General features: G+C 69.9%; 21 protein-coding genes and 1 tRNA gene. 15 read left to right on the top strand and 7 right to left on the bottom strand.

All coding sequences use genetic code 11. The features are described from left to right. Positions 1–167: 167 nt before the first annotated feature. Positions 168–911, top strand: a complete 744-nt coding sequence (gene mtnN / locus FK267_RS01765) for a 5'-methylthioadenosine/S-adenosylhomocysteine nucleosidase (protein WP_141405991.1) — start codon at positions 168–170, stop codon at positions 909–911. Between the two features lie 109 nt (positions 912–1,020). On the opposite strand, the gene FK267_RS01760 is transcribed toward mtnN, so the two are convergent. Beyond that, the gene (locus FK267_RS01760) at positions 1,021–1,329 is read right to left on the bottom strand and encodes a thiamine-binding protein (RefSeq protein ID WP_141405989.1); all 309 of its coding nucleotides are present in this window, start codon (positions 1,327–1,329) and stop codon (positions 1,021–1,023) included. An 89-nt stretch (positions 1,330–1,418) separates the two neighbouring features. Here FK267_RS01760 and FK267_RS01755 point away from each other — a divergent pair, with 89 nt between their 5' ends. Then, positions 1,419–1,964, top strand: a complete 546-nt coding sequence (locus FK267_RS01755; RefSeq protein WP_141405987.1) for a MerR family transcriptional regulator — start codon at positions 1,419–1,421, stop codon at positions 1,962–1,964. Beyond that, positions 1,961–2,389 (top strand): carboxymuconolactone decarboxylase family protein, encoded by a 429-nt coding sequence (locus FK267_RS01750; protein ID WP_141405986.1) that lies wholly within the window; start codon positions 1,961–1,963, stop codon positions 2,387–2,389. The genes FK267_RS01755 and FK267_RS01750 overlap by 4 nt, the downstream gene beginning before the upstream one ends. Before the next feature lie 284 nt (positions 2,390–2,673). Here the strand turns inward: FK267_RS01750 and FK267_RS01745 are convergent, their stop codons facing one another. Continuing rightward, positions 2,674–4,257 carry an aspartate:alanine exchanger family transporter gene (locus FK267_RS01745; protein ID WP_141405985.1) on the bottom strand — a complete coding sequence of 528 codons (1,584 nt, stop codon included), beginning with the start codon at positions 4,255–4,257 and terminating at the stop codon, positions 2,674–2,676. 271 nt (positions 4,258–4,528) lie between these two features. Between FK267_RS01745 and FK267_RS01740 the strand changes: the two genes are divergently transcribed. From FK267_RS01740 to FK267_RS01730, 3 genes are all read left to right on the top strand, one after another. Further along, positions 4,529–6,919, top strand: a complete 2,391-nt coding sequence (locus FK267_RS01740; RefSeq protein ID WP_141405983.1) for a carbon starvation CstA family protein — start codon at positions 4,529–4,531, stop codon at positions 6,917–6,919. Then, positions 6,916–7,203, top strand: coding sequence for a CstA-like transporter-associated (seleno)protein (locus tag FK267_RS01735; protein WP_141405981.1), 288 nt, complete (start codon positions 6,916–6,918; stop codon positions 7,201–7,203). The genes FK267_RS01740 and FK267_RS01735 overlap by 4 nt, the downstream gene beginning before the upstream one ends. Before the next feature lie 88 nt (positions 7,204–7,291). Next, complete coding sequence (locus tag FK267_RS01730) at positions 7,292–7,840, top strand: VanZ family protein (protein ID WP_232622475.1); 549 nt, start codon at positions 7,292–7,294, stop codon at positions 7,838–7,840. Between the two features lie 291 nt (positions 7,841–8,131). Here FK267_RS01730 and FK267_RS01725 read toward each other — a convergent pair. After that, positions 8,132–8,215 (bottom strand) — tRNA-Leu (locus FK267_RS01725). 257 nt (positions 8,216–8,472) lie between these two features. Between FK267_RS01725 and FK267_RS01720 the strand changes: the two genes are divergently transcribed. The 7 genes from FK267_RS01720 to pknB are packed head-to-tail and all read left to right on the top strand — an operon-like array spanning position 8,473 to position 17,453. Beyond that, the gene (locus tag FK267_RS01720; RefSeq protein WP_003788601.1) at positions 8,473–9,180 is read left to right on the top strand and encodes an FHA domain-containing protein; all 708 of its coding nucleotides are present in this window, start codon (positions 8,473–8,475) and stop codon (positions 9,178–9,180) included. Continuing rightward, on the top strand, positions 9,177–9,653 hold the full coding sequence (locus tag FK267_RS01715; protein ID WP_003788599.1) for an FHA domain-containing protein FhaB/FipA: 477 nt from the start codon (positions 9,177–9,179) through the stop codon (positions 9,651–9,653). The genes FK267_RS01720 and FK267_RS01715 overlap by 4 nt, the downstream gene beginning before the upstream one ends. Further along, positions 9,650–11,071, top strand: coding sequence for a PP2C family protein-serine/threonine phosphatase (locus FK267_RS01710; RefSeq protein ID WP_141405977.1), 1,422 nt, complete (start codon positions 9,650–9,652; stop codon positions 11,069–11,071). Before FK267_RS01715 ends, FK267_RS01710 begins: the two co-directional genes overlap by 4 nt. A 1-nt stretch (position 11,072) precedes the next feature. Further along, positions 11,073–12,770 (top strand): FtsW/RodA/SpoVE family cell cycle protein, encoded by a 1,698-nt coding sequence (locus FK267_RS01705; protein ID WP_141405975.1) that lies wholly within the window; start codon positions 11,073–11,075, stop codon positions 12,768–12,770. Continuing rightward, a complete protein-coding gene (locus FK267_RS01700; RefSeq protein WP_003788592.1) occupies positions 12,767–14,269 on the top strand; it encodes a peptidoglycan D,D-transpeptidase FtsI family protein in 1,503 nt (500 codons plus the stop codon). The genes FK267_RS01705 and FK267_RS01700 overlap by 4 nt, the downstream gene beginning before the upstream one ends. Further along, a complete protein-coding gene (locus tag FK267_RS01695; protein ID WP_075253675.1) occupies positions 14,266–15,393 on the top strand; it encodes a serine/threonine-protein kinase in 1,128 nt (375 codons plus the stop codon). The genes FK267_RS01700 and FK267_RS01695 overlap by 4 nt, the downstream gene beginning before the upstream one ends. Then, a complete protein-coding gene (gene pknB, locus FK267_RS01690) occupies positions 15,390–17,453 on the top strand; it encodes a Stk1 family PASTA domain-containing Ser/Thr kinase (RefSeq protein ID WP_141405974.1) in 2,064 nt (687 codons plus the stop codon). The genes FK267_RS01695 and pknB overlap by 4 nt, the downstream gene beginning before the upstream one ends. A gap of 888 nt (positions 17,454–18,341) precedes the next feature. Here pknB and FK267_RS01685 read toward each other — a convergent pair. Together FK267_RS01685 and FK267_RS01680 are read right to left on the bottom strand one after the other, a co-directional pair. Next, positions 18,342–19,103: a response regulator gene (locus tag FK267_RS01685; protein ID WP_141405972.1), complete on the bottom strand. Its 762-nt coding sequence runs from the start codon at positions 19,101–19,103 to the stop codon at positions 18,342–18,344. A gap of 133 nt (positions 19,104–19,236) precedes the next feature. Next, entirely contained in the window at positions 19,237–20,733 is a 1,497-nt protein-coding gene (locus tag FK267_RS01680; protein WP_232622474.1) for a sensor histidine kinase, read from the bottom strand. Positions 20,734–21,318: 585 nt separating this feature from the next. Here FK267_RS01680 and FK267_RS01675 point away from each other — a divergent pair. Both FK267_RS01675 and FK267_RS01670 read left to right on the top strand, forming a co-directional pair. After that, a complete protein-coding gene (locus tag FK267_RS01675) occupies positions 21,319–22,083 on the top strand; it encodes a DUF4352 domain-containing protein (RefSeq protein WP_141405969.1) in 765 nt (254 codons plus the stop codon). 289 nt (positions 22,084–22,372) lie between these two features. Beyond that, the gene (locus FK267_RS01670) at positions 22,373–23,554 is read left to right on the top strand and encodes a Fic family protein (protein WP_232622473.1); all 1,182 of its coding nucleotides are present in this window, start codon (positions 22,373–22,375) and stop codon (positions 23,552–23,554) included. A gap of 172 nt (positions 23,555–23,726) precedes the next feature. Here the strand turns inward: FK267_RS01670 and FK267_RS01665 are convergent, their stop codons facing one another. Both FK267_RS01665 and serC read right to left on the bottom strand, forming a co-directional pair. Then, positions 23,727–24,917 carry a phosphoglycerate dehydrogenase gene (locus FK267_RS01665; protein ID WP_141405966.1) on the bottom strand — a complete coding sequence of 397 codons (1,191 nt, stop codon included), beginning with the start codon at positions 24,915–24,917 and terminating at the stop codon, positions 23,727–23,729. Positions 24,918–25,037: 120 nt separating this feature from the next. Beyond that, positions 25,038–26,117, bottom strand: coding sequence for a 3-phosphoserine/phosphohydroxythreonine transaminase (gene serC, locus FK267_RS01660; RefSeq protein WP_141405965.1), 1,080 nt, complete (start codon positions 26,115–26,117; stop codon positions 25,038–25,040).

Below are 26,117 nucleotides of genomic sequence, written 5' to 3'. Positions count from 1 at the left end.
GCAGCGATTCTGTCCATCTGGGACGACTTTGAATCACGACACCCGCACCGCGGTCTACAAAAGCCCAGGTCATCGCCCTGTTACTTCCTGATAGTGGCTGCGATCGGCCGTCAAAGCCGTCCCCTCTGGACGCTTTCAGGGCTCGGCCGCCCCTGTAGGCTCGGCGTGTGAGTCGCACCAGTGCCGCACCCGTCATTGTCTCCTGCGCTATGGCCGAGGAGGTCCAGCCCTTCCTGGACGCCCTGCCCGAGCGCGAGGCAGCCCAGGCGCCGATCCTGCCGGGAGCCGCACGCGCCTGGTCCCTCCAGCTTCCCGGCGACGAGCGCGAGCTCATCGTGGTGCGCAGCGGCATCGGGCTCGTGGCGGCCGCGAGCGCGCTGGCGACGGTCCTGGCTCAGGTCCGCCCCAGCGCCGTCATCTCGGCGGGAACCACCGGCGGGCTCGGCCGGCAGGTCGAGGTCGGCGACGTGTGCGCCTCGGAGAGCCTGGCCTACACCGACGCCGACGCCACCGCCTTCGGCTACGCCCGCGGCCAGACCCCGGGACAGCCGGAGACCTTCGCCGGGGATGCGGCCCTGCTGGAGCGCCTGGAGCAGGTGGGCCAGGAGGCCCTGCGCGGCGCCACGGCGTCGTCGGGCTCGGCGCGACTGCGCGTCGGTCAGATGCTGGCCGGCAACTCCTTCGTGACGGCCGCGAACGTCGCCGACACCCGCGAGGTCTTCCCCGCGGCACTGAGCACCGACATGGAGTCGACGGCGCTGGCGCAGGTGGCGGCCGGAACCGGCGTCCCCTTCGTCTCGGTGCGCGGCGTGTCCGACCTGTGCGGCCCCGAGGCGGGCCAGGACTTCCACATCGCCGCCGAGGAGGCCGCCGCCCGCAGCGCCGCCGTCGTCTTGGCCCTGCTCAGCTGAGTCGCTGACGCCGCTCGCGCCTCCCTCCCCACCCACACTTCGACAGAATCTTCAGAATCGACTCGGAGCCGCGTCGTTTTTGAAGTTTTGGTCGATTTGCCGGGCGCGCTCAGTCGGCCTGGCGCAGGCGGGCCTCGACGCGCTCGACCTTCGCGGTCATCTGGCCGGTCCAGCCGGGGCGGATGTCGGCCTTGAGGACGAGCACCACGCGCGGACTCACCTCGGCGACCGCCTCGCAGGCCCGCTTGACCACGTCCATGCACTCGTCCCACTCACCCTCGACCGTGGTGAACATCGAGATCGTCTCATAAGGCAGGCCGGAGTCGCGCACCACGCGCACGGCTCGGGCCACCGCCTCGGAGACAGACCCGTCGGGCGCGTCAGTGGTGGTCGGGGACACGGAGAAGGCGACAAGCATGCGGCCAGGCTATCCCCGCGCCGCCGCCCGGAGCCGCCACTCCGAGCATTCTTGCCTTCGAGCGCGCTCGAAGTCCTACGGTCTGCCCCATGACCAGCCCAACTGCTCCAGGCGGCGAGCCCGACGACGCCCGGCTCCGCGAGGCGCTGCGGCTCGCCTCCATCCCACGCAGCGACAACCTCGGGCCTACAGACGGGCCCGGTGCGACCGGATGGGACATCGCTACCACCGCCGACCGCCTCGGGGTCAGCGTCCACACGCTGCGCTACTACGAGCGGATCGGGCTCGTGCGGGTGGACCGTGACGCCTCCGGACACCGTCATTACGACGCCGCGGCCGTGCGGCGTCTGGTGTTCCTCACCCGGATGCGGACCTCAGGCATGCCGATCCGCGACCTGCGGCGCTACATCGAACTGGTCGAAGCCGGTCGGGACACGGTGCCCGAGCGCCTGGCTCTGCTCACCGAGCACCGTGAGGGGCTGCGAGCCCGGATCGACGAGCTCCGGCTGGCGCTGGCCGCCACCGACTACAAGATCGCCGCCTACACACGGGAGCTGGAGGGGCAGGCCGTCCCGGACAACATCAACACCCCCAACACCAACATTTCCAGCACTGACAAGGAGAACCCCTCATGACCGCTGAAACCTCTCACCCACAGCACGACGTCACCAGCCCCGAGAACCTGGCGCGGCGCGAGCGCGGCCTGGAGGTCGCCCGCTCGGTCGACGGCGAGGCCGCCCAGGCCGTCATCGACTCGCTGGCGGACATCAGCCCGGCACTTGGCCACCACATCGCAGCCTTCGGCTTCGGGGACGTCTACTCCCGCCCCGGCCTGGACCCGCGCAGCCGTCAGCTCGTCACGATTGGCGTGCTCACGGCGCTGGGCGGCTGCGAGCCGCAGCTGAGGATCCACATCGGAGCCGCCCTCAACGTGGGGCTGACCCGTGAGGAGATCGTCGAGGCGATCCTGCACGCCTCGGTCTACGCCGGTTTCCCGCGGGCGCTCAACGCCACTTTCGTGGCCCGCGAGGTCTTCGCCGGGCGCGACGCGACCGACTGATCGTCCGCACCGCCCCGTCGCACGGCCACAGCAGACAGCGAAAGACGCGTGCGTGTCCACATCGGAGACAAAGGCGGGCTCCGGGTACACACCGCCGCCAAGAAACCGCATGATTCCGCGGTTCTATTGACGGCCTCATCGAGCCACAGGCTTCTTTGTCACCGATGTGGACACCAGGGCTCACTCGGACCGGCTCCGACCACCCAAGAAGCGCTCCTTCGTGCACCGCCGCCCGGATCCGGCGGCCCCGGAGGCACTCCCCCGCCCACCACCAGGATCCGCGCCTACAGCGCCACGAGGACCTGGACCATGACGATCTTGACGACGATGGCCAGGGCGAACAGGGTCGCGTAGCCGGCCTCGATGCGCTCGTCATCGCGTTTGGACAGGGCGAAGGCGAGGATCGCGGGCTGCCCGACGAGCCCGGCCAGGCCGCCGGAGGCGCGCTGCGCGGACACCCCGGCCCACCGCGCCCCGGCCAGCAGGACGATCGCGTTGACCACCACGATGAGCGCGGCGAGCACCCCCACCTTGAGTCCCGTCATCGAGAAGGCCGAGGCCGCGAAGTCCGGCCCCGAGGCCAGCCCGATCGCGGCCAGGAAGAACAGCAGCCCCAGCTGGCGGATGGTGGAGTTGGCGGCGTGCGGCAGCCCCCACACGAAGGGTCCGGTGCGCCCCACCCACCCCAGGATCATGCCGACGACGAGCGGCCCGGCCGCCACCCCGAGCCGCAGCGTGATGCCGCCGGGCAGCGGGATCGCCACCAGCCCCAGGAGCACGCCGAGCGCCATGCCTGCCCCGACGGAGAAGGCGTCGATCTGGGCGATGGAGCGCTCGGAGTCGCCGAACCAGTCGGCGGCCTTCTCCAGCTCGTCGCTGGGGACGACCGCCAGCACCCGGTCGCCGAGCTCCAGGACAAGGTCCTCGCGGGCCAGCAGGTCCAGGTCACCGCGCTTGACGCGGGTGATGACGCCCTGGAAGCGCCCAGGCATGTCCACCTCGGCGATCGTGCGCCCGGCCACCCGCGTCGAGGAGACGGTCAGGCGCCGGAAGTCGACGGCGGTGCGGTCCTTGGCCAGGCAGTTGTGGAGCCCGGTGCCCAGGTCGTGCATGGCGGACTCGACGGCGGCCGGCGCCCCGACGATGACGACCTTGTCCCCGGGCAGCAGCTCCTCACCGGGGGCCACGACCCGGGTCTCGCCGTCGCGCTCCAGGTAGGAGATGCGGATGCGGCCCTCCTTGAAGGCCTTCATCTCGCCCAGGGCCACCCGCTGGAGGAGGTAGACGCTGGTGGCGGTGATGCCGTCGGCGCTGGCGGGCCGCGGGTCGCGTCGCCCGGGCCAGGTGCGCCCCACGACCCCGGCCACGATGAGGATGGCGACGGCGACGCCCACGGGGTAGGCCAGGGCGTAGCCGACGGCAGGCTCCTGGGTACCGGCCGCCTCGATGGCGGCGTCGAGCACCGGTGAGGTCAGGGCCCCCGCGTAGGCGCCGGAGTCCATGGCGGGGCTCACCCCGGTCAGGTGGGAGTAGAGGCCGCCCGCCGCGCCGGCGATCACGAGCGCGACGACGCACAGGGCCATGAGCGGCAGCTGTCTGCGCAGGTCGCGGAAGAAGGTGTTGCCGGCGCCCAGGCCCACGGTGTAGCAGAACAGCGCCAGGCCGAGGCTGCGCAGCAGAGTCAGATCGGCACCGAGCCGGGGGTCGAGGGCGCCCACCGCGAGGCCCACGAAGAGCGCCCCGGCCGCGCCGAAGCGGATCGGCCCCAGCGGGATCTGCCCGGCGGCGGTCCCCAGGCCGATGACGAGGAAGACGGTGAGGATCGGCGCCTGCGCGAGGACGTCGAGGACGGGATGGAGCACGGACACGACGCCAGGGTAGTCGCAGGCCCCGGGCACCCCGAACCCCGCGCACCGGTCTCGGCTCGGGCCCGCCGGCGTCATGCGCGAGGCCGCGAAGCGGCCACCGGAAGCATTATTCAATAGGTGGGATAAATGGTGCTGATATCGGAGCAGAAAGACGAACGCCCCGCCATCGGTCTCACGATTGCTTCCTTTCCGCCACCAGGAGGAATACCCTGGGAGAGTCACCGGAGACGATGACGTCACACCTTTTCTCGACGACGAGAACGGAATCCCGATGCCCCAGAAAGAAGCCTCTCTGCCGACCTACTCACCGGAGGAGGAGAAGCGGATCATCCGCAACGCCGACGGCGTCCCCGTCGGCATACATCCTGACAATCGATGGACACCCGCTCGGATCGCCACATGGGTGGCCATTACCGCCCTGGGCGTCCTGGGGTGGTGGATGCTGGCGGTCGTGCGCGGCGAGCACGTCAACACCATCTGGTTCGTGGTCACCGCCGTGTGCACCTACGCGATCGGGTACCGCTTCTACGCCCTTTACATCCAGCGGCGCATCATGCGCCCCGACGACACCAACGCCACCCCGGCCGAGCGCATCAACAACGGGCGCGATTTCGACCCCACCCACCGCGTCGTCCTCTACGGCCACCACTTCGCGGCCATCGCCGGCGCCGGCCCGCTGGTCGGCCCGGTCCTGGCCGCCCAGATGGGCTACCTGCCCGGCACCCTGTGGATCATCATCGGCGTGCTCGTGGCCGGCGCCGTCCAGGACATGCTCGTCCTGTTCTTCTCCATGCGCCGCGGCGGCCGCTCCCTGGGCCAGATGGCCACTGACGAGATCGGCCGGATCGGCGGCATCGTGGCGACCATCGTCGTCTTCGTCATGCTCATGATCGTCCTGGCGGTCCTGGCCATGGTCTGCGTCAACGCCCTGGCCGCCTCCCCCTGGGGCGTCTTCTCGGTGGGCATGACCATCCCGATCGCCATCGGGATGGGCCTGTGGCTGCGCTTCGTCCAGCCCGGCAAGATCACGCAGGTCTCCTTCGTCGGCTTCGGCCTGCTCATCGCCGTCATCATCGGCGGGCGCTGGGTGGCCGAGTCACCCCTGGGCCACTACCTGCACCTGTCCCCCAAGACCCTGGTGTGGGCCATGATCATCTACGGCTTCCTGGCCGCGGTCCTGCCGGTGTGGGTCCTGCTCACCCCGCGCGACTACCTGTCGACCTTCATGAAGGTCGGCACCATCACGATCCTGGCCCTGGGCATCATCATCGTGCGCCCCCTGGTGGAGATGTCCGCCGTCACCGAATTCGCCTTCAACACCGCGGGCCCGGTCTTCGCCGGCACCCTCTTCCCCTTCCTGTTCATCACCATCGCCTGCGGCGCCCTGTCCGGCATGCACGCCATGGTCGCCTCGGGCACCAGCCCCAAGATGGTGGAGAAGGAGACTCAGGTCCGCATGATCGGCTACGGCGGCATGCTCATGGAGTCCTTCGTGGCCATCATGGCGCTGGCCGCCGCGGTCTCGCTGAGCCCGGGCATCTACTTCTCCATGAACACCTCGACGGCGACCATGAATAAGCTCGCCGGCCCCGAGACGGTGGCCGCGGCCCCCTGCAAGACCACCGACGACCCCGAGCACCACTGCGAGAAGCTCGCCGAGGTCGCCGTCGGCAACCTCGGCGTCACCGACGCCCAGGGCCACAAGCCCACTCCCGAGTGGGACTCCTGGGACGACAACGGCAACCCCAAGACCTACACGGGCGCTGAGGCCCTGGAGCGCCTGGCCAGTGACGTCGGCGAGCCCAACGTCGTCTCGCGCACCGGCGGCGCCCCCACCCTGTCGGTGGGCATCGCCCACATCCTCCACCAGATCGGCGGAGGCCGGGCCATGATGGGCTTCTGGTACCACTTCGCCATCATGTTCGAGGCCCTGTTCATCCTCTCGGCCGTCGACGCCGTCACCCGCGTGGCCCGCTTCCAGCTCTCCGACGCGCTGGGCAACGCCTTCCCCAAGTTCAAGGACCCGTCCTGGCACGTGGGCGCCTGGGGGACCACGGCGGTCGTCGTCGCCTCGTGGGGGGCGCTGCTCCTCATGGGTGTCACCGACCCGCGCGGCGGCATCCAGACGCTCTACCCGCTGTTCGGTATCGCCAACCAGCTCATCGCGGCCGTGGCGCTTCTGGTGGTCACCGTCATGGTGGTGCGCAAGGGCTACACGAAGTGGGTGTGGATCCCCGCGATCCCGCTGGTCTTCGACACGGCCGTCACCTTCACGGCCTCATGGCAGAAGATCTTCTCCAGCGACCCGCTCGTGGGCTACTTCCAGCAGCATCAGGAGGCCGTGGCCAAGCTGGGCACACTCACCGACCCGGCCAAGATCGAGGAGACCCGGGCGATCGTGCGCAACACGATGATTCAGGGGACGCTGTCGATCATCTTCCTGGTCATGGTGGCCTTCGTCATGGTCTGCGCCCTCATCCGCATCGTCCAGACGCTCCGCAACCTGGACACGACGACGTCGGAGGACCCGTACCAGGAGTCCAACTTCTACGCGCCCGAGACGATGATCGCCTCCTCGCTCATGAAGAAGGTCTCCCGGGAGTACGAGCAGGTGGGCGACCCGGCCCTCATCCCGCACAAGGCCCACGCGGAGAAGTCATGACACCTTCTCCTTCGACGCCGCAGCCGGCGGATCGGCCCAGCGCCCGACGTCGGGTCCGCCAGGTCCTGACCCGGGCCCGCACCCTGTGGCGGGACATGACCGGCGAGTCCGCCTATGACCGCTACCTGGAGCGCTACGCCCGCGAGCACGCGCAGTGCCCCCACGGGCACGGGGGCGCCCACGGTTCTGAGCACGGCGCCGGTCACGGTCCCATGAGTGAGCGCGAGTTCTGGCGCGCCCGGGCCAAGCAGGCCGAGACGGAGATCAACGCCAGCTGCTGCTGAGCCGGGGCCGCTCCCGCACTCCGATGTGCTCTGATCGTTACCGCCCGCCTTCCGGGGTTCCCGGAGGGCGGGCGGTAGCGTCGTGAGCGTGCCCGCCCAGCAGCCCGCGCCCGACGCACTGACGTCCGCCCAGTCCCCCGACACCTCCTGGGGGACATCACCGGCGTCGGCCGCTTCGCCGTTGGCCGGCCGCGCCACGGACCTCCAGCCCTCCAAGGCTCATCCCCCGGGCCGGACCTCCTATGAGCGGATCGCCCGCGTCGCGGCGGTCATCCTCCTGGCCATCGTCTGCGTGGCGGTGGTGTGGCCCTCCGGGCGCGAGGTCGCCGAGCTCAAGGACACCATGGGACCGGGCTTCCTCAGCTCCGAGGGCAAGGACATCGTCCTCAACCTGGTGATGCTGGCGCCGGCCACCTTCTGCGCGGTCGTGGGCTGGCGGGACATCCCCTGGTGGATGTGGGCGCTGGTCGGCTGCGTGGTCGGGCTGAGCGCCGAGGTGCTCCAGAGCCTCCTGCCGATGCTGGAACGGCGCCCCTCGCTGGCCAATGTCGGTCAGAACGCCGTCGGCGCCTGGATCGGGGCCCTGGCCGCCTGGTACCTCCTGCGCCGCCTGCACGCGCGCCCCGCCTCCGCCTGACTCCCCCGTCACACGGGAACGACGCCGCACCGACCCGCGCAGACAAGGTTGTCTCAAGGGCGGGGCCGCTCAGACGCCGTGCACGCACTGCACGAGGGTGGGGTGCTACTGAAGGAGGGTCGGGGGTACTCCGGGTGGGTGGGGCCCTCGTGCAGTACGCACAACCCTCGGCCAGTGGATCCCGACCCTCGTGGAGTAGGCCGCCCCGCCGCGGGCCCCGAACAAGGCGGCCAACCGGGAACCGGAGACAGCGAAAGGCCCGGACCATGTGGCCCGGGCCTTTCCATTCTGTGCGCGGGGGGGGACTCGAACCCCCATGATCGTAAGATCACACGGACCTGAACCGTGCGCGTCTACCAATTCCGCCACTCGCGCGAGAAGCGAGCATGAGACTAGCCTGCCATCGCCGCCCGCGTCCAATCCTCACCGCCATATCCGGCCGTGAGACCGCTCACGACACAATTACCTCACACAGAGGGGGCCGTCTTCCCTGCGATGACTTCGCTACCGTTACGATGGGAACGGTATCGGCCTGCACGCAGGTCCGTGCAGGCCCATAGCGAGGCGGGACAGTCCCGTCTCCCGGCTCCATCCCGGGGGCCGCCACACCATATTTGGGGGAGGTACTGTCCATGGGATTCCTGGACAAGTTCGAGAAGGGCGTCGAGAACGTCACGAACCGCGCCATGTCCCGTTTCTCGGACGACATCGAGCCCATCGAGATCGCCTCGAAGCTCCGCGAGACCATGGACAAGCGCGCCGCGTCCTTCGCCCGCGACCGCTCCGTGGTTCCCAACATCTTCCGCATCCACCTCACCCCGCCGAGCATTGAGCGCATCACCGCCTGGGGCCAGGACGAGATGGTGCGTCAGATGGAGGAGGTCGCCACCTCGCACGCCGCGGACCAGGGCTACTCCTTCGTCGGCCCGGTCGAGGTCTCCTTCCTCGTCAACAACAACCCCAACGCCCCGGCCATCGAGATCGAGTCCTCCACGCGACGCGGCGCCGCCGCCCCGGCCGCCTCCGCCACCGCCACCCCGGCGCACCCGATCGTCGACATCAACGGCCAGCGCTACCTGCTCACCGGACCGGTCACCGTCATCGGGCGCGGCTCGGAGGCGGACATCATCGTCGACGACTCCGGCGTCTCCCGCCGTCACCTGGAGATCCGCCTGACGCACGGCAACGCCATCGCCAGCGACCTGGGCTCCACCAACGGCACCTTCGTCGAGGGCCAGCGGGTCGACGCCGTCACGCTCGTGGACGGCAACACCCTCACCATCGGCCGCACCCAGATCCTGTTCTGGGATGGCACCCAGAACAGCGGAGTCAACGGTTGAGCGCACTCGCCTTCACGATCCTGCGGCTGGGCTATCTGGTCCTGCTCTGGTTCTTCCTGTACCTCATCGTGCGCGTCATGCGCCGCGATATGGCCGACTCCCCCGTCGCCGGCCCGTCACGTCGACGCTCCGCGGGCGGCTCCGAGCAGCCCTCGGGCCCACCCCCCAGGGGCCGACGCCGCAGCGCCACCCGCCTGGTCATCACCGAGGGCCCCCTGGCCGGCTCGACCGTGCCCCTGAGCCCCTCGTCGATCATCATCGGCCGCTCACCCTCCTGCACCCTGGTCCTCGATGACTCCTACGCCTCATCGCGCCACGCCCGCGTCTTCCCCAAGGACGGCGCCTGGTGGCTGGAGGACCTGGGATCCACCAACGGAACCATGATGGACGGCCGCCCCGTGCACGGCGCCGTGGAGCTCCCCATGAACATTCCTGTCCGAATCGGCCAAACGACGCTGGAGCTGCGCTCATGACCATCTCCCTGCGCTTCGCCGCACGCTCCGACGTCGGCCTGGTCCGCCAGTCCAACCAGGACTCGGGCTACGCCGGCCCCCACCTGTGCCTTCTGTGCGACGGGATGGGCGGACCTGCGGGCGGAGACATCGCCTCGGCGGTCGCCGTCGAGCACCTCATGCCCCTGGACGCCGACTCCCACCAGGCCGGCGAGCTGTTGGGCCTCATGCGCGACGCCGTCCAGGCCGCCCACACCGAGCTCGTCACCCTGTCCTCGCAGGACCCCGACCTCGCCGGCCTGGGCACCACCTGCATCGGCGTCATGCGCAGCGGCAACAAGCTCGCCATGGTCCACGTGGGCGACTCGCGCGCCTACATGCTGCGCGACGGCACCCTGACCCAGGTCACCACCGACCACACCTTCGTGGAGTACCTCGTGGAGACCGGGCGCCTGACCCGGGACCAGGCCCGCCAGCACCCGCAGCGCTCGGTCCTCCTGCGCGTCCTGGGGGACACCGAGGGCGAGGTCCAGCTCGACGAGTCGATCCGCGAGGCCGTTCCCGGCGACCGCTGGCTGCTGTGCTCCGACGGCCTGAGCGGCCCGGTGACCGCCGAGACCATCGGTGAGGTCCTGGCCGGCGTCGCCGACCCCGGTCAGGCCGCCGACCAGCTCATCGACCTGGCCCTGCGCGCCGGCGGACCGGACAACGTCACCGCCGTCGTCTTCGACGTCGTCAAGGACGACCCCGAGCCACAGACCGTCCCGCAGGTGGTGGGCAGCGCCGCCACCGAGCGCCTCGCCCAGGAGCGCGCCGCCGCAGCCCACCGTGCCGGTGACGAGCAGGCCGAGGCCAAGGAGTCCGAGGCCGCCAGCCCCGCCGCCAAGGCCGCAGCCCTCATGGCCACCCTGGAGGACAAGCCCGAGGCCCCCTCCGCCAAGGAATCCTCCGAGGTCGACGAGGCCATCGCCGCCGAGGCCGCCACCCAGGAGAAGGCCCGACGCCGCCACCGCCGTCGGGTCCTCGTGGGCAGCCTCGTCCTGCTGGCCACGCTCGTCGGCGCCAGCGCCCTGTTCTACCGCTGGACCCAGACCCGCTACTACGTCTCCACCTACAAGGGCGAGGTCGCCATCTACCAGGGGATCCCCCAGTCCGTCGGCCCGCTCAAGCTGAGCCACTCGGTCAAGACCTACGCGGACCTGCCCGTCGAGGCCCTCGATCACAACATCCGCGAGCGCCTGGAGGCCACTGTCACCCAGTCGTCGATGAGCGCCGCGGAGACCTACGTGGACAAGACGGTGCGCTCCTACCGCAAGCAGACCCCCGCCCCGCAGGGCACCGCGAGCCCCACGGCCAAGCCCTCCTCCTCGTCCTCTTCCACCCCGTCGCCGGCCTCCGCCACACCGACCCAGCCCACCAAGCCCGGGCAGGAGGGGTGAGATGACTGCTGCTCCCGGTCCCCTGGGCGCCCCCGCGGGCGTCGCGACCATCCAGCCCGCCGGCGTCGCCCGATACTCGGGACGCTGGGCGGAGGCCGCGCTGCTCGGCGTCGCTCTGGTCCTGGGGCTGGGCGGCTTCGTACTCACCGCCCTCAACCGCACCGGCTCCTCCCCGGCGCAGACCGTGGGCGTGGCCATCGCCTTCCTCGTCCTGACCGTCCTCATGCACCTGTGTGTGCGCTACGCCGCCCCGTGGGCCGATCCGGTCCTCCTGCCGACGGCGGTGGCGCTCAACGGGATCGGCCTGGCCATGATCCGGCGCCTGGACCTGGCCTATGAGGCCAACGAGCAGTGGCAGTTCTACGTGGGCTCCAAGCAGCTGGTCTGGACGCTGCTGGGCGTCATCCTCTTCGCCGTCACGCTCCTCCTACTGCGCGACTACCGGCGCCTGAGGCGCTGGGACCGGTGGGCCATGTGGTCCGGCCTGGTCTTCCTCGTCCTTCCCTTCATCCCGGGGATCGGCCAGAGCATCAACGGCGCCCGCATCTGGATCCGGATCGGCCCGATGAGCTTCCAGCCGGCCGAGCTGTCCAAGGTGCTGCTGGCGGTCTTCTTCGCCTCCTACCTCGTGGCCAACCGGGACAACCTGGCCCTGGCGGGCCGCAAGGTCCTGTGGATGAGCCTGCCGCGCGCCCGGCACCTGGGCCCCCTGTTCATCGTGTGGGGCGTGAGCATCTGCGTCCTGGTCCTCCAGAAGGACCTGGGTTCCTCGGTGCTGCTGTTCGGCCTGTTCGTCGTCGTCCTGTACGTGGCCACTGACCGGCCCTCCTGGCTGCTCATCGGTGCCGCTCTGTTCCTCCCGGCGGCCTGGTTCGCGGCCACGCATCTCAACCACGTCCAGCAGCGCATCAACGGCTGGCTCCACGCCACCGACAATGCCGTGTACAACGCCGCGGGCGGCTCCTGGCAGCTGCTGACGGGCATGTTCGGGATGTCCACCGGCGGGCTCATGGGCGCCGGCTGGGGCAAGGGCTCACCGACCCTGGTCACCTTCGCCAACTCCGACTTCATCTTCGCCTCACTGGGTGAGGAGCTGGGGCTGACCGGCACGCTCGTCCTGCTCATGCTCTACCTCGTCCTCATCCAGCGGGGACTGCGCACCGCCGTGCTGCTGCGCGACGGCTTCGGCAAGCTCCTGGCCGTGGGTCTGTCCTTCGCCGTCGCCCTGCAGATCTTCGTGGTCATCGGCGGTGTCACCCGGCTCATCCCGCTGACGGGGCTGACCCTGCCCTTCCTGGCCTATGGTGGCTCCTCACTCATCGCCAACTGGATCATCCTGGCTCTCCTGCTGCGCCTGTCCGACGCCGCCCGGCGGCCGGCCACCCACGCGCCGCGGATCATCGACACCGCCGAGCTGCCGCTGTCCTTGCGCCGTCGGGTCCAGGACGCCGGGGCCGAGGACTCGATGGCCCAGGCCGCTGATGACGCACCGGCTGGAGGCGCACCGGCCGACGCCGGGGGCTACACCTCCCCGTCGGCCGCACCCGGCTTCGGCAGCCTGGAGGATGACGCCCGGCCCGCCGTCGCCGTCAGTCCGGAGGCGCCGCCTCCGCCGCACACCGCACCGGACGGGGAGACCCTGCGCTCATCGCGGGCCCCGGGCTTCACCGACGACACTGACAGGAGGCAGTTGCCATGAACCGACAGATCCGTCAGGTCGCCTTCCTGGTGCTGGTCATGTTCGCCACGCTGGCCCTGTCCGTCACCAGCGTCCAGGGACTGGCCCGCCCCTCCGTGTGGGAGTCGTGGTCGGCCAACGGGGCCCTCAACTCCGACCCGCGCAACCGCCGTACCGTCAGCCGCAACTTCGACACCGAACGGGGCCCGATCCTCCTGGCCGGCGGCACCACGATCGCCAGCACCCAGAAGTCCGACGACGGCCAGGGCTCTGAGGACTATCAGCGCGTCTACGCCAACGGGCCGCTCTACGCCCCGGTGACCGGGTACTTCTCTCCCGCCTTCGCCTCCATGACCGGCATGGAGAAGGAGGGCAACTCCGTGCTCAACGGGGATGACCCCTCCCTGTTCTCCTCCCGGATCAAGACCCTCATCACCGGTGACTCCCAGCGGGGCGGGGCCGTGGAGTTGACCATCAAGCCCGAGATCCAGCAGGCCGCCTACGACGCCCTGGCCGGGCGCGAGGGCGCCGTCGTCGCCCTGGACCCCAAGACCGGGGCCATCCTGGCACTGGTCTCCACCCCCTCCTACGACCCCTCGGCCTTCGCGACCCGCAATGGGAACGCCGCCAATGAGGCCAACGCGACCCTCAGCCAGGACTCCTCCCGTCCCCTGGACAACCGGGCCATCGCCGGCAACCGCTACCCGCCGGGGTCGACCTTCAAGATCCTCACCACGGCGGCGGCACTGCGCACCGGCAAGATCAAGCCCGATCAGGAGGTTGACGCCCCCGACACCATCACCCTGCCGGGTACCAGCCACTCCCTGGAGAACTACGGAGGGGAGTCCTGCGGCGGCAGTCGGACCACCTTCTCCCACGCCTTCGCCGAGTCCTGCAACACTCCTTTCGCGCAGCTGGCCATGAATGTCGGCGAGGAGGAGCTCTCCAAGGAGGCGAAGAACTGGGGCTTCGACTCCGACCTGTCCATCCCGTTGAAGGTCACGCCGTCGACCTACCCGCACAACGACTCCCAGGCGCAGACCGCGATGGCCGGCATCGGTCAGGCCTCGGTGCAGGCGACCCCGCTCATGATGGCGATGGTGGCCGCCACCGTAGCCAACAAGGGTGAGCAGATGACCCCCTACCTGGTCTCGCGCATCCTGGACCCCGACCTCAACGAGGTCAGCTCCACCTCCACGAAGGTGGCCCGCACCCCGATCGACTCGGCCACCGCCTCCTCCCTGTCCTCCCTCATGCAGACCGCCGTCGCCGAGGGCACGGGCACCAGCGCCCAGGTCAGCGGGGTCCAGGTGGCCGGCAAGACCGGTACCGCCGAGACCGGCACGGACAGCGGCCCCACCACCTGGTTCGTGGGCTTCGCCGGCACCGACATCGACAAGCCTGAGATCGCCCTGGCCGTCGTGCTCGACGGCAATGCGGAGACCGAGGACGGCGCCACCGGCGGCAAGATCGCCGGCCCCGTCGCCGCCCAGGTCATCGATGCGGCGGTGAACCAGTGAAACCTGTTGCCGGGCTTCAGCTCCAGGGCCGCTACGAGCTGGTCGAGCAGATCGCTCTGGGCGGCATGGGCCAGGTGTGGCGCGCCACCGACCTGCGCTCGGGTCGAGCCGTGGCCGCTAAGATCCTGCGCCCCGAGCTGACCGGTGATGAGATCTTCCTGTCCCGCCTGCGTGCGGAGGCCAAGAACTCCAAGGGGCTGCGCCACCCGAACCTCGCCGTCGTCCTGGACTCCGGGGAGAAGGACGGCACCGGCTGGCTCATCATGGAGCTCGTCCAGGGGCGCGCCCTGTCCGACATCATCGCCGAGAAGGGGACCCTGTCGCCCGCCGAGATTCTGCCGGTCCTGGCGCAGGTGGCCCGCGCCCTGCAGGTCGTCCACGACTCCGGCGTCGTCCACCGGGACGTCAAGCCCTCCAACATCCTCATCAACCGCGAGGGCCTGGCCAAGCTCACCGACTTCGGCATCTCCACCGGCATCAACCAGCGCCCGCTGACGGCCTCCGGCATGGTGATGGGCACTGCCCAGTATCTCGCCCCCGAGCAGGCCATGGGGAACATGGCCACCCCTGCTGGCGACCTCTACGGACTGGGCATCATCGCTTACGAGGCCCTGGTGGGGCGGCGCCCCTTCAGCGGAGCCACCCAGGTCGATATCGCCTTCGCGCACGTCAACGAGGAGGTGCCCGCCCTCCCCGACGCCGTCCCGCCCCAGGTCCAGGCCATCATCCTCAAGCTGCTCGCCAAGAAGCCCTCCGACCGGCCGCACTCCGCCCGCGAGGTGGCCCGCGCCCTGGACCGGGCGGTGGTGAACCTGCCCACGGACGCATGGGATCCCCGTGAGGCGCTCAGCTGGGAGTCCACTGGCCGCCGCGGCCCGCAGACCCGCGAACTGCCCCGGCCCGCCGCCGTACGTCCCGGCCGTCACGCGGCCGAGGAGCCGACGCCGTCGCGCACCGCCCGGCACGCCTCGGGACGCTCCTTCCTCGGCCTCAACCTGCTGACGCTCAGGGCCCTCATCCCGGCGCTCTCGCTCATCACCCTGCACAGCACAGGTACGCTTGCCCATGCGCATCAGGTCGTGCCAGCCTTGATGCTGAGCATCCCTGTCAAGGAGGTACTGTGACCAGTCAGTTCCCCCAGGTCCTCGCGGGCCGTTACGAGATCCGCGACCTCATCGGACGTGGTGGTATGGCAGAGGTGCACCTCGGCTACGACACTCGCCTGTCGCGGGTCGTGGCCATCAAGCTGCTGCGTTCGGACATCGCCGGCGACCCCACCTTCCAGGCCCGCTTCCGCAGGGAGGCCCAGTCCGCGGCGGCCCTCAACCACCCCGCCGTCGTCGCCGTCTACGACTCCGGGGAGGAGGAGCTCCTCCAGCCGGGCGGCGCCAGCCGCACGGTCCCCTACATCGTCATGGAGTACATTGAGGGGCACACGGTGCGTGAGCTCCTCAGCGAGGGCGAGGCCGTCCCGATCGCGGAGGCCGTGGAGATCGTCTCCGGGGTCCTGGACGCTCTGGAGTACTCCCACCGGGTGGGGATCGTCCACCGCGACATCAAGCCCGGAAACATCATGCTGACCTCCACCGGCTCCGTGAAGGTCATGGACTTCGGCATTGCGCGGGCCATTGAGGACTCCGCTTCGACGGTCACCCAGACTCACACGGTGGTAGGCACCGCCCAGTACCTCTCCCCGGAGCAGGCCCGTGGCGAGTCCGTGGACGCCCGCTCGGACCTGTACTCCACCGGGTGTCTCCTTTACGAGCTGCTCACCGGCCAGCCGCCCTTCCAGGGCGACTCCGCCGTGGCCATCGCCTACCAGCACGTGCGGGAGATTCCCAAGCGCCCCTCCTCGCTGGCGGCCGATGTGCCCGAGTCCCTGGACCGGGTGATCCTCAAGTCGCTGGCCAAGAGCCGGGAGGACCGCTACCAGGACGCCGCCCACATGCGCGCCGACCTGCAGGCGGCCGCCCGGGGCCTGTCTGTGGCCGCGCCGGCCGCCGACTCCTGGTCCCCAGCCACCTCAGTCATGGCCTCACCGGCCGCCGAACCGGTTCAGCCCACCTCTTCCTTCGCCCAGGTGCCCTCCGGGGCCTCTCCGATGCAGGCGGCCAAGGAGGCCGAAGAACCCGAGGAGAAGCCCAAGAGCCACGCCTGGATCTGGGTCCTCGTGTTCCTGCTGTTCGTGGCGCTGGCCGTCGTCGCCGGACGGTGGGCCTCGGGGGCCTTCGACAACGTACCCACCCCGACGCCGAGCCCGACCATCAGCAAGGTGGAGGTCCCCGACACCTCCGGTCAGGACGAGGAATCGGCCAAGAAGACCATTGAGGACGCCGGCCTGAAGTTCGCCAAGGACGAGGTCGCCAACGAGGAGGTCGGTGCGGGACTGGCCGTCTCCTCCGACCCGGGCAAGGGCACGAAGGTCGAGCCGGGCTCCACCGTCACCGTGCACTTCTCCACCGGCTCGGCGATGGTCAAGGTTCCCGACCTGTCCGGCAAGACCCAGGAGGACGCCCGCAAGGCCCTCAAGGAGGCCGGGCTCGAGGGCGGAAACACCTCCCAGGAGGACTCCGCCACGGTCGCCAAGGACCGGGTCATCTACACCAACCCGCAGGCGGGGAACTCCGTTGCACGCGGCACCACGGTGGACCTGGTGCTCTCCACCGGGAACACCTCCGTCCCCGACGTCTCGGGCCAGGACGAGGCCACGGCGAAGAAGTCCATTGAGGATGCCGGCCTGCAGTTCAAGAGGGGCGACGACGTCGCCTCGGCCGAGGTCGAGCGCGGCAAGGCCGTCTCCTCCAACCCGGCCGCGGGCTCCAGCGTCTCCGCGGGAGACACGATCACCGTGAGCTTCTCCAGCGGCGCGGCCACACAGGCGCCGACCAGTCCAGTGACGATTCCCAAGAACCTCAACGGGAAGACTGTCGAGGACGCGACTGCTGATTTGAAGAAGCTCGGACTCAACGTCACCGTGGACTACAAGTCCTCTGACAAGGTGGACGCCAATAAGGTCATCGGCACGAGCCCGAAGGCCGGAGACCAAGTGCCCGCCGGTTCGACCGTTAACCTCACGGTCTCCTCTGGTAAAGACGGTGACAACAACAACAATAACAACAACAATCAGCAGCAGCCGGGCAACCCCAATCCCGGCGGTGGGGGCGCCAACAACGGCGTCGGCTGAGCGCTTGACGGTCCATGGCGCCGTGCGAGGGGTGTGCCCTTCGCTCAGCAGGTGACTGGTGCTCCAGGCTTTCCTGGCCTGGGACACCAGTCACGTCCTTTCGATGGGGCCGTGTTGTGACGATCACCGTCAGCCCCGGAGGTGCGGCCAGTCCTGCTCGCCGGGATGCACCGGCTGTCGTCGTGTCACTCCTTGCCTGGGAGTAGCTGACCCCAGGGGCCCGTCACGGACGCACCCCATCCCCACCCGCTCCTTGCGCGCGGACAGTCGCCTCCTGGATCCGTCGCCGGCGCATCCCGACATCGTCCCACCACGCCTTACCCTCGGACACCTGACCCTAGGAACCGTCACCGGCGCACCCCACCGTCCTCCTGCCACTCCTTACGCGCGGACAACCGAGCCCGCACGTCGTCGAGAACGCACCTGAGGCCACGAGCACGGCCCCTGCGGGTACAGACCGCACGCCTTCAGGTGCGTCCTCGAGCCCCGGACGCCCTCATCCAGCAGACCGTCACCTACGACGGGGACATTCCACGTGGCCGGGTGCGTGTCCTTCCGGGCGGGGGCATTCGACGCCGTCGGGGACAGCAATCCCGTCCCCGAACGCGTCACCTGTCCCCGGCCGCACAGAAATGTCCCCGCACGCGCAGGATGCCCCCGGCCGCGACGCCTGAGTGTGGGGCATCCGTGGCATCCCGAGCCACTGGTGCGCCAACTGCACCAGCGCCGACGTCCAACCACGACCTCCGGGCCCCACACAGGCGCCAGAAGCGGCCAAGCAGGGGAAGGCACGACCGGCTCCAGGGGAAGAGGCTCCCAGCCCTGAGGTGGAGGCTCCCAGCCGTGGGGTGAGGGTGCCCGACCCTCACCGGTCGGCGTGGCTCACCCCTATCCCAGCAGCCCGGCGCGTTCGGCGAGGACCGCCAGGTGCACCCGGTTACGGGCACCGACCCGCTCCTGCGCACTGCGCAGGTGGGCCTTGACGGTTGAGACCGAGATGTACAGCCGGTTCGCGATCTCCTCAGTGGTCAGTCCCTCGGCGGCCGCCGCGATGACCTCGAGCTCGCGCCGGCTGAGCCCCGCCGCTGCCTGCTGAGCCTGGGCCACGGCGTGCTGACGCTCCTGAGAGCGAAGGTCATAGGCCGCCGCCGTCGGTGCCGTCGGCTGGGAACGCACGTATCGCAGCAGCTCGGCAAGCGCCCCCGGCGAGAGCACTGATTCGCCCGCCATGACCCGACGCAGCCCGGCATGGAGCTCCTCGGAGGCGGAGTACTTGAGCAGGTACCCCACCGCACCGGCCTCAATGACGCGCACGACGGCGTCGTCGACGTCCCAGGTGGTCAGCGCCACGACGTGGGGGTGGCGCGGTGCGGCACAGATATGGCGGGTGGCCTCGATCCCGTCCATGACGGGCATGCCCAGGTCCATGAGCACGATATCGGCCTCGATACGGCCCACCACGTCGATCGCCTCACGGCCGTCACCGGCCTCGGCGACGACGACGTAGTCCTGGCCAGGCCGCAGGAGCGGCTTGATGGCGGCGCGGGTCAGTGGGTCGTCGTCGACGAGGATGACCCGCACCGGGCGGGCCGGTGCGGGGGACGCGAACCGGGAGGCCGAGGAGGCCGGGGCGGCGGAGGGATCGGGCACGGAGCCCAGCCTAGGTGCGTGCGCCGACACAATCACCATCCCAACGGCCCAGGCCCCGGGTGGTGCAGGCCCGTGAACCGCACGCCGGCCGATTTCTCCCGACCGGGCTGTTCAGATGCTGGTTGGAGGCCGCTCAGTGGCCGGTACGGGGTGACTCCGCCGAGCGCCAGGGCAGGTGCGCGCTCACGACGAACCTGCCCTGGCCGTCGGGCCCGGCGTGGAACGTGCCGCCGCAGATCGCCGCCCGCTGGGCCATGCCGCGCAGGCCCGAGCCACCCTGGGGGTCACCGACGACGACTCCGGGTCCTGACGCTGCGCCTCGGCCAGCACCCGAGGCCTGAGGCACCTCATAGGGCTCGGGGTCCTGAGCCTCCGACTCGGTCCGAGAGATCCGGTTGGAGCAGGTGATGTCGATGCCAGTGTCCGGACCACCCTCGACGCGCAGCTGGACGCTCGTACCGGGCGAGTGCTTGCGGGCGTTGGTCAGGGACTCCTGGACGATCCGGTAGACGGCGCGCGAGAGCACCTCATCGGCCTGCGCAGCGCGGTCGAGGTAGATCGAGGAGCTCAGCGGCTGGCGGGCGGCGAGGACCCCGTCCACCACCTCTCTGAGGTCCTCCAGGCGCGGGGCGGGCTCGACCGCCCCCACCGGCTCACGCAGCACGGCGAGCAGGGAACGCAGGTCCCGCATGGCGCCCTGGGCCTCCTGTCGCACGCGCTGGGCGGCGGCCCGCGGATCGTCCTCACCGACGGCGCCGGCTGAGTCCGGGGCCTGCGAGCGCTCTGGGGCATTCGAGCTCTCCGACGTCTCCAGGACGCCCTGCTCCAGGGCGGCGGCGTGGAGGGCGAGCAGCGACAGGCGGTGGCCGAGTCCGTCATGCACCTCGCGAGCCACCCGCTCACGCTCGGCCTGCAGGCTGACGGTGTCCGCCAACCGGGTGGAGGTCCGGGTCTGCTCCTGGGCGGCGCGCTCGGCCTGGGCTGAGGCATCGGCCGCCTCCTGGGCGCGGCGTCGGGCCTTCTTCTCCCCGTCACGCGCGCGCAGCCACAGTCCGACGCCGACCGGCAGGGACATGGCCACCACCGCGAGGAACAGCACCTGCAGCACCGACACATGGGTCACGGCATGGGGGTCAGGGGAGGATGAGTTAAAGGCACCGATCATCGAGCTCCCGGTGGCCCCGTAGCTCGCGTCTCGGAAGAGCGCCGTCAGGGTGCCGACGGCGAGCAGCGCACCCGTGGCCCACGGGACAGGGTCGCGCAGGGAGCGGGACCGGCGCACCACGGTGGTGAAGGCGATGAGTCCCACCGTGGTGTCCAGGGCGGCGACAACACTCGCGAGCGCCGAGACGACCGTGATGGGCACCGGCCAGCGCCGACGCAGGAAGAACGCCACGAGAAGCCCCAGCCCCGTGAGGATTCCAGCGGCTTCGAGCACTGGGTGGTAGCTCTCCTTGAGAACCTGCTCATGGTTGAAACGTGTTCCCAGCGCAATGAGGAACCCCATGGCGCACAGGGCGAACAGGCCCAGGTTTCGCAGGATCGTCAGTGTGACGCGCAGGGCATGGCGTTGCGACGGGGACAGGGACTGCGTGAACGACGGAGCCGGTCTTACAGGCGCGTACGGCACAGGGGCGGAGGGAACCGCAGTCATCGGGGGGCGGAGGCGCGGGTCCGACGCCGCAGGAGTGCCGGGAGCAGCGGAAGGAGCGGGGTATGAGGGATGCGGGGAGAGTCCCGCGTACCCCGCGTACCCCTGGTACCCCGGATATCCCGGATGGGAGGGGTAGGGGTAGGCCGGTGGGATCGGCGGGTATGGCAGGGCCCGCGCCCCGAAGGCGGGCGCAGTGGGCTCAGTCCGACCACCCCCAGGGCTACCGCTCCAGCCCGACACGGGTGGGGTGCCGGGTCCAGGAATGGGCGGGTAGGTGGGGACTGACATGTGCTCACTGTAGAACCGGGCACTGACACGCATGATCGCCCGATAGGACACGATTCGGGCGCTACGGCGAGGGAGGCATCGTCCTTTTGGACAGTCGCGATGAGTGCCCTTTCGGACGGCCGCCTCGGACTCATCGGTCGATGTGCGCGCCGCACGGCCGGGGCCATCGTTGTTCCCGTCAGCTGATCCCGTCAGCTCCGGTGACGACACACCGTGATGGGCACTGCCGCATCCCGCTCAGTGCCTCACCTCCCGCATCTCGAAGGACCCATCATGACCAGCCCCGTCAACCCAGTCCCTTCCTCACCCGCCGGTGTCCCCGCCGCGGGCTTCCCCGCCCCGGGCTTCCCCGCCCCGGCCGCAGGCATGGGCATGCCCGCTCCCGAGCCGAAGCGCTCCTGGTTCGCCCGGCACAAGATCCTCACCGGTATCGGCGCCTTCATCGCCGTCGGCATGATCGCCTCCGCACTCAACGGTGGTGGGGGCTCGGGGAACTCGAGCACTACCGCCGCCACCCTGCCCTCCATCCAGTCGATGGCCAGCGCGCCCGCTCAAGCAACCGCCGGCCAGGACTCCGCAGCCGCACCCAGCCCTCAGCAGCAGGAGCCGGCAAAGGATGCCGAGAAGTCGGACTCCGCACTGAGCTTCCCCGGGAAGCAGCGCGACGACGTCGTCGGAAACGCCGGTGACACGATCGACGACGGCGGCATCAAGGTCAGCGCCACGCCTGTGACCGCGGGTGACGCCACCCTGGGCCCCACCGCCTGCTCGACCATCACGATCACCAACGACTCCAAGAACACCCTGGACGTCAATGCCCTGGACTTCACCTTGCAGGACCCGGCTGGGGCGATCAGCAACAGCGGCTTCATGGGTTCGAGCAACCACCTGTCGGCCTCCAAGCTGATTGCGGGTGGCTCGGTCAGCGGCGATGTCTGCTTCGATGCCGACGTGTCGGCCGGAGGGCAGTACGTGCTCCTTTACAAGCCCACGCTCTCACTGTTCGGGCACCGCCGGGCCTGGATCAACAACCTCTGACATCCCACGGGGTCCGCAGGTGCATCTGGCACGTGCGGACCCCACCGGCCGGGGACATTCCACGCGGCCGGGTGCGTGTCCTTCCGGCCAGGGGCATTCGACGCCGTCGGGGACAGCAATCCCGTCCCCCAACGCGCAGGATGCCCCCGGCCGGAAGAGAATGTCACCCGCTGCAGTACCGACAAGACTCGACACACATTCTGTTGACACTTATGGTGGTGAACTGTCATCGGATTAACCGGGGGTGTCAGAAATGGTTCATGCAGCCGCCACTTCCTCATGGCCGCGCGTGACCTGGGAGACCCTGCCCTGGCGCCCCCGGGACGGCGCTGCCCTCAGCGCTCGGCAACGCTCTCGTCTGCCACGCACCTACGACTCGGCCGTCGTACCGAATATCGCCGACGCCGCCATCGAGCTCCCCACCGAGGTCATGGCACGTGAAGCGGCTGCGGTGTCCGCCATCACGCGCTTCGATACGACGGCGGCCTGCGCCCTGCTTCCCTTCACACCCCTGCTTCTGCGCAGCGAGTCGAGCGCGTCCTCGCGCATTGAGCGCCTGACGTCGTCGGCACGCCGCATCGTGGAGGAGGAGACCTTCGGCGGCGACCGCAGCAGTGGAAACGCCGCCCTCATCGTGGCCAACACCCGAGCGATGGAGACGGCCACCGCAGCGCCCTGGCCCCTGGGCCTCAGCTCCCTGCTGTCCATGCATCAGGCCCTGCTGGGGGACTCTGCCCCGACCATCGCGGGTCGGCTCCGGCAAGAGCCGGTATGGATCGGTGGCTCGGACCTGTCCCCGGCAGGCGCCATGTTCGTCCCTCCTCACCATGAACGAGTCCCGAGCGCACTGGAGGATCTGCTCTCCTTCTTGCGGCGCTCGGACCTGCCGCCCTTGACCAAGGCGGCGCTGGCGCACGCCCAGCTGGAGACGATCCATCCTTTCGCAGATGGCAACGGCCGTACCGGGCGGGCGCTGATTCACGTCGTCCTGTCGGGGGAAGGACTGTCCCTCAACGCACCACTGCCGCTGTCGGCGATCCTCCTGACCAATGTGGGGACCTACTTCCAAGCCCTGGACAAGTACCGAGCGGGGGCGCCGCTGGCGGTGGTCGAGCTGTTCATCGATGCGGCACAACGCGCCGCGGAGCTCGGGGCCTGGGCGGGCCGGGAGCTCGACGACGTGCACAGGCAGATGCAAGCTCGTGTGTCCTCCCGTGCCGGGACCCCCGACCGCGACCTCATACGTCATCTGGTCTCCCAGCCGGTGACGGATGTTCGCGGGGCGGCCGCTGCGGTGGGAGTGTCGGAGCAGGCGGCGCGGCGCGCGCTGGAGCGCTTGGAGAACGCCGGCGTCGTTCGGGGATACCAGGTCTCCCGGGGTCGCCGAGCCTGGAGGGCTCAGGACGTCCTGGACCTCATGGATGAGGTGGCCGAGGGACTCGGGCGCCGGCAGGCTCCCGCGGACGTCTGACGGACGTCGTCACGGCGGGGACATTCCACGCAGCCGGGTGCGTGTCCTTCCGGCCGGGGGCGTTCGACGCCGTCGGGGACAGCAATCCCGTCCCCGCACGCGCGAGAGGTCCCCGGCCGAAAGAGAATGTCCCCGCACGCGCAGGATGTCCCCGGCCGCGCGGGACCCCGGCTCAGATGCCGCGCGCGGACAGCACGCCGTCGATCGCGCGCAGCTCCTCAAGGACCTTGGGCTCGATCTCGCCCTCGACGTCGACCAGGGTCACGGCCAGCTCGCCACGGGACTTGTTGAGCAGGTTGGCGATGTTCTGTCCGTGCTGGGCCACGAGCGTGGAGACCTGACCGACCATGTTGGGCACGTTGCGGTTGACGATGACGAGGCGGTGCGTGCCCTCCTGCCGGGCCATGACGGCCTCGGGGAAGTTCACCGAGTTGTGCACCTGCCCGTCCTCGAGGAAACCGCGCAGGGAGTCGGCGGCCATGATGGCGCAGTTGCGCTCGGCCTCCTTGGTGGAGGCGCCCAGGTGGGGCAGGGAGATGCACTTGGGGTGCTTGTGGACCTGCGTGGAGGGGAAGTCGCACACGTAGCCGCGCAGCGTGCCCTCGTCCAGGGCGGCCACGACGGCGTCGGTGTCAACGATCTCGGCGCGCGCGAAGTTGAGCAGCACCGCGGTCTCCTTCATGAGGGCCAGGCGCTGGGTGCTCACCAGTCCGCGGGTGGCGGGGATGAGGGGCACGTGAACGGTGAGGATGTCGGCGCGGCGGAAGACCTCCTCCATGGAGTCGGCCCGCTCGACCTCGGCGCTCAGGTGCCAGGCGTGCTCCACGGAGATTCCCGGGTCGAAGCCGACGACATTGAGCCCCAGCCCCAGGGCGGCGTTGGCCACCTGCACGCCGATGGCCCCCAGGCCGATGACGCCGAGCGTGCGGCCGGGTAGCTCGAATCCGACGAACTGCTTCTTGCCGGCCTCGACGGCCTTGGCGATCTCGGCGTCGTCGCCCTCGAGGGTGTGCGCGAAGCGGGCCGCCGGGATGAGGTTGCGCGAGGCGATGAACAGGCCCGCCAGGACCAGCTCCTTGACGGCGTTGGCGTTGGCGCCAGGGGTGTTGAACACGGGCACGCCGCGCTCGGTGAGCGCCTCGACCGGAATGTTGTTCGTGCCGGCGCCGGCGCGGGCCACGGCCAGAACCGACTCCTCAATGGGGGTGTCGTGGAGCTTGGCCGAGCGCACCAGGAGGGCGTCGGGCTCCTCCACGGAGCCGCCGACCTCGTAGAGCTCGTCGGGCAGGCGGGACAGGCCGGCTCCGGAGATGGCGTTGAGGGTGCGGATACGGAACTTGTGGTCAACGCTGCTGGTGGTCACGGAAGTACTTTCTGCAGAGCGGTCCGGGTGGGGAAGGTTGTGACGGGCGACTGGGCTCGCGGGCGGGTGATCGGGCCCGCGGGCCCGACTAGACGGCCGGGATGGCGAGCCGGCGGGCGCTCAGGCCCGGGCGGCGAAGTCGGTCATGTAGTCGATGAGGGCGCGCACGCCCTCGATCGGCATGGCGTTGTAGATGGAGGCGCGCATGCCGCCCACGGAGCGGTGCCCCTTGAGGTTGGTGAGCCCGGCGGCCTCGGCCCCGGCCAGGAAGTCGGCGTCGCGGGCGGGGTCGGCCAGGGTGAAGGGCACGTTCATCCAGGACCGCGAGCGCTCCTGAACGGGGTTGGCGTAGAAGTCGGAGGAGTCGATGTAGCCGTAGAGGAGCTCGGCCTTGGCGCGGTTGCGCTCGGCCATCGCCTCCAGGCCGCCGCCGTCCTCGATCCAGTGGCCGATGAGCCCCAGCAGGTAGATGGCGAAGGTGGGGGGCGTGTTGAGCATGGAGTCGGCGTCGGCCATCTTCTGGTAGTCCAGGACGGTGGGGGTCACCGGGCGGGCCCGCCCCAGCAGGTCCTCGCGCACGATGACGACGGCCAGGCCCGAGGGGCCCATGTTCTTCTGAGCCCCGGCGTAGATGAGGCCGTAGCGGGAGACGTCGATGGGCCGGGAGAGGATCGTGGAGGAGAAGTCGGCCACGAGCGGGACGTCGCCGGCCTCGGGCACGTAGTCGAACTCGACGCCGCCGATGGTCTCGTTGGGCGTGTAGTGCAGGTAGCGGGCGGCCTCGGGCACCGTGAAGGAGCCGGGCTCGGGGGTGGTCGTGTAGGAGGAGGCAGCCTCATCGGCGGGCACGACGACGTCGAGTTCGTAAGCGCCGGCCTGCTTGATGGCCTTGGCTGACCACTGGCCGGTGTTGAGGTAGGCGACCGTGTCGCCGGGGGCGGTCAGGTTGAGGGGGATGCCGGCGAACTGGGCGCTGGCCCCGCCCTGGAGGAAGAGCACGCGGTAGTTGTCGGGGACGGACAGGAGGCGGCGCAGGGTGGCCTCGGCGTCGGCCGCGCAGGCCACGAAGTCCGCTCCGCGGTGGGAGACCTCCAGGACGGACATTCCCGATCCGCCCCAGCTGGTGAGCTCGGAGGCGGCCTGCTCGAGGACAGGCAGGGGGAGCTGGGCGGGACCGGCGGAGAAATTGAAAACGCGCAC

This window comes from Actinomyces oris (assembly GCF_006546825.1).
Lineage (GTDB): Bacteria > Actinomycetota > Actinomycetes > Actinomycetales > Actinomycetaceae > Actinomyces > Actinomyces oris.
Note: the sequence above shows the minus strand (reverse complement) of the source record. Positions and strands in the feature narration are given on the sequence as shown.

Bases quoted from the DNA above. Each gene is read 5' to 3' on its own strand.
- FK267_RS01760 (WP_141405989.1), bottom strand. From the start codon at position 1,329: ATGCTTGTCGCCTTCTCCGTGTCCCCGACCACCACTGACGCGCCCGAC.
- FK267_RS01755 (WP_141405987.1), top strand. From the start codon at position 1,419: ATGACCAGCCCAACTGCTCCAGGCGGCGAGCCCGACGACGCCCGGCTC.
- FK267_RS01750 (WP_141405986.1), top strand. From the start codon at position 1,961: ATGACCGCTGAAACCTCTCACCCACAGCACGACGTCACCAGCCCCGAG.
- FK267_RS01740 (WP_141405983.1), top strand. From the start codon at position 4,529: ATGCCCCAGAAAGAAGCCTCTCTGCCGACCTACTCACCGGAGGAGGAG.
- FK267_RS01735 (WP_141405981.1), top strand. From the start codon at position 6,916: ATGACACCTTCTCCTTCGACGCCGCAGCCGGCGGATCGGCCCAGCGCC.
- FK267_RS01720 (WP_003788601.1), top strand. From the start codon at position 8,473: ATGGGATTCCTGGACAAGTTCGAGAAGGGCGTCGAGAACGTCACGAAC.
- FK267_RS01710 (WP_141405977.1), top strand. From the start codon at position 9,650: ATGACCATCTCCCTGCGCTTCGCCGCACGCTCCGACGTCGGCCTGGTC.
- FK267_RS01705 (WP_141405975.1), top strand. From the start codon at position 11,073: ATGACTGCTGCTCCCGGTCCCCTGGGCGCCCCCGCGGGCGTCGCGACC.
- FK267_RS01700 (WP_003788592.1), top strand. From the start codon at position 12,767: ATGAACCGACAGATCCGTCAGGTCGCCTTCCTGGTGCTGGTCATGTTC.
- FK267_RS01675 (WP_141405969.1), top strand. From the start codon at position 21,319: ATGACCAGCCCCGTCAACCCAGTCCCTTCCTCACCCGCCGGTGTCCCC.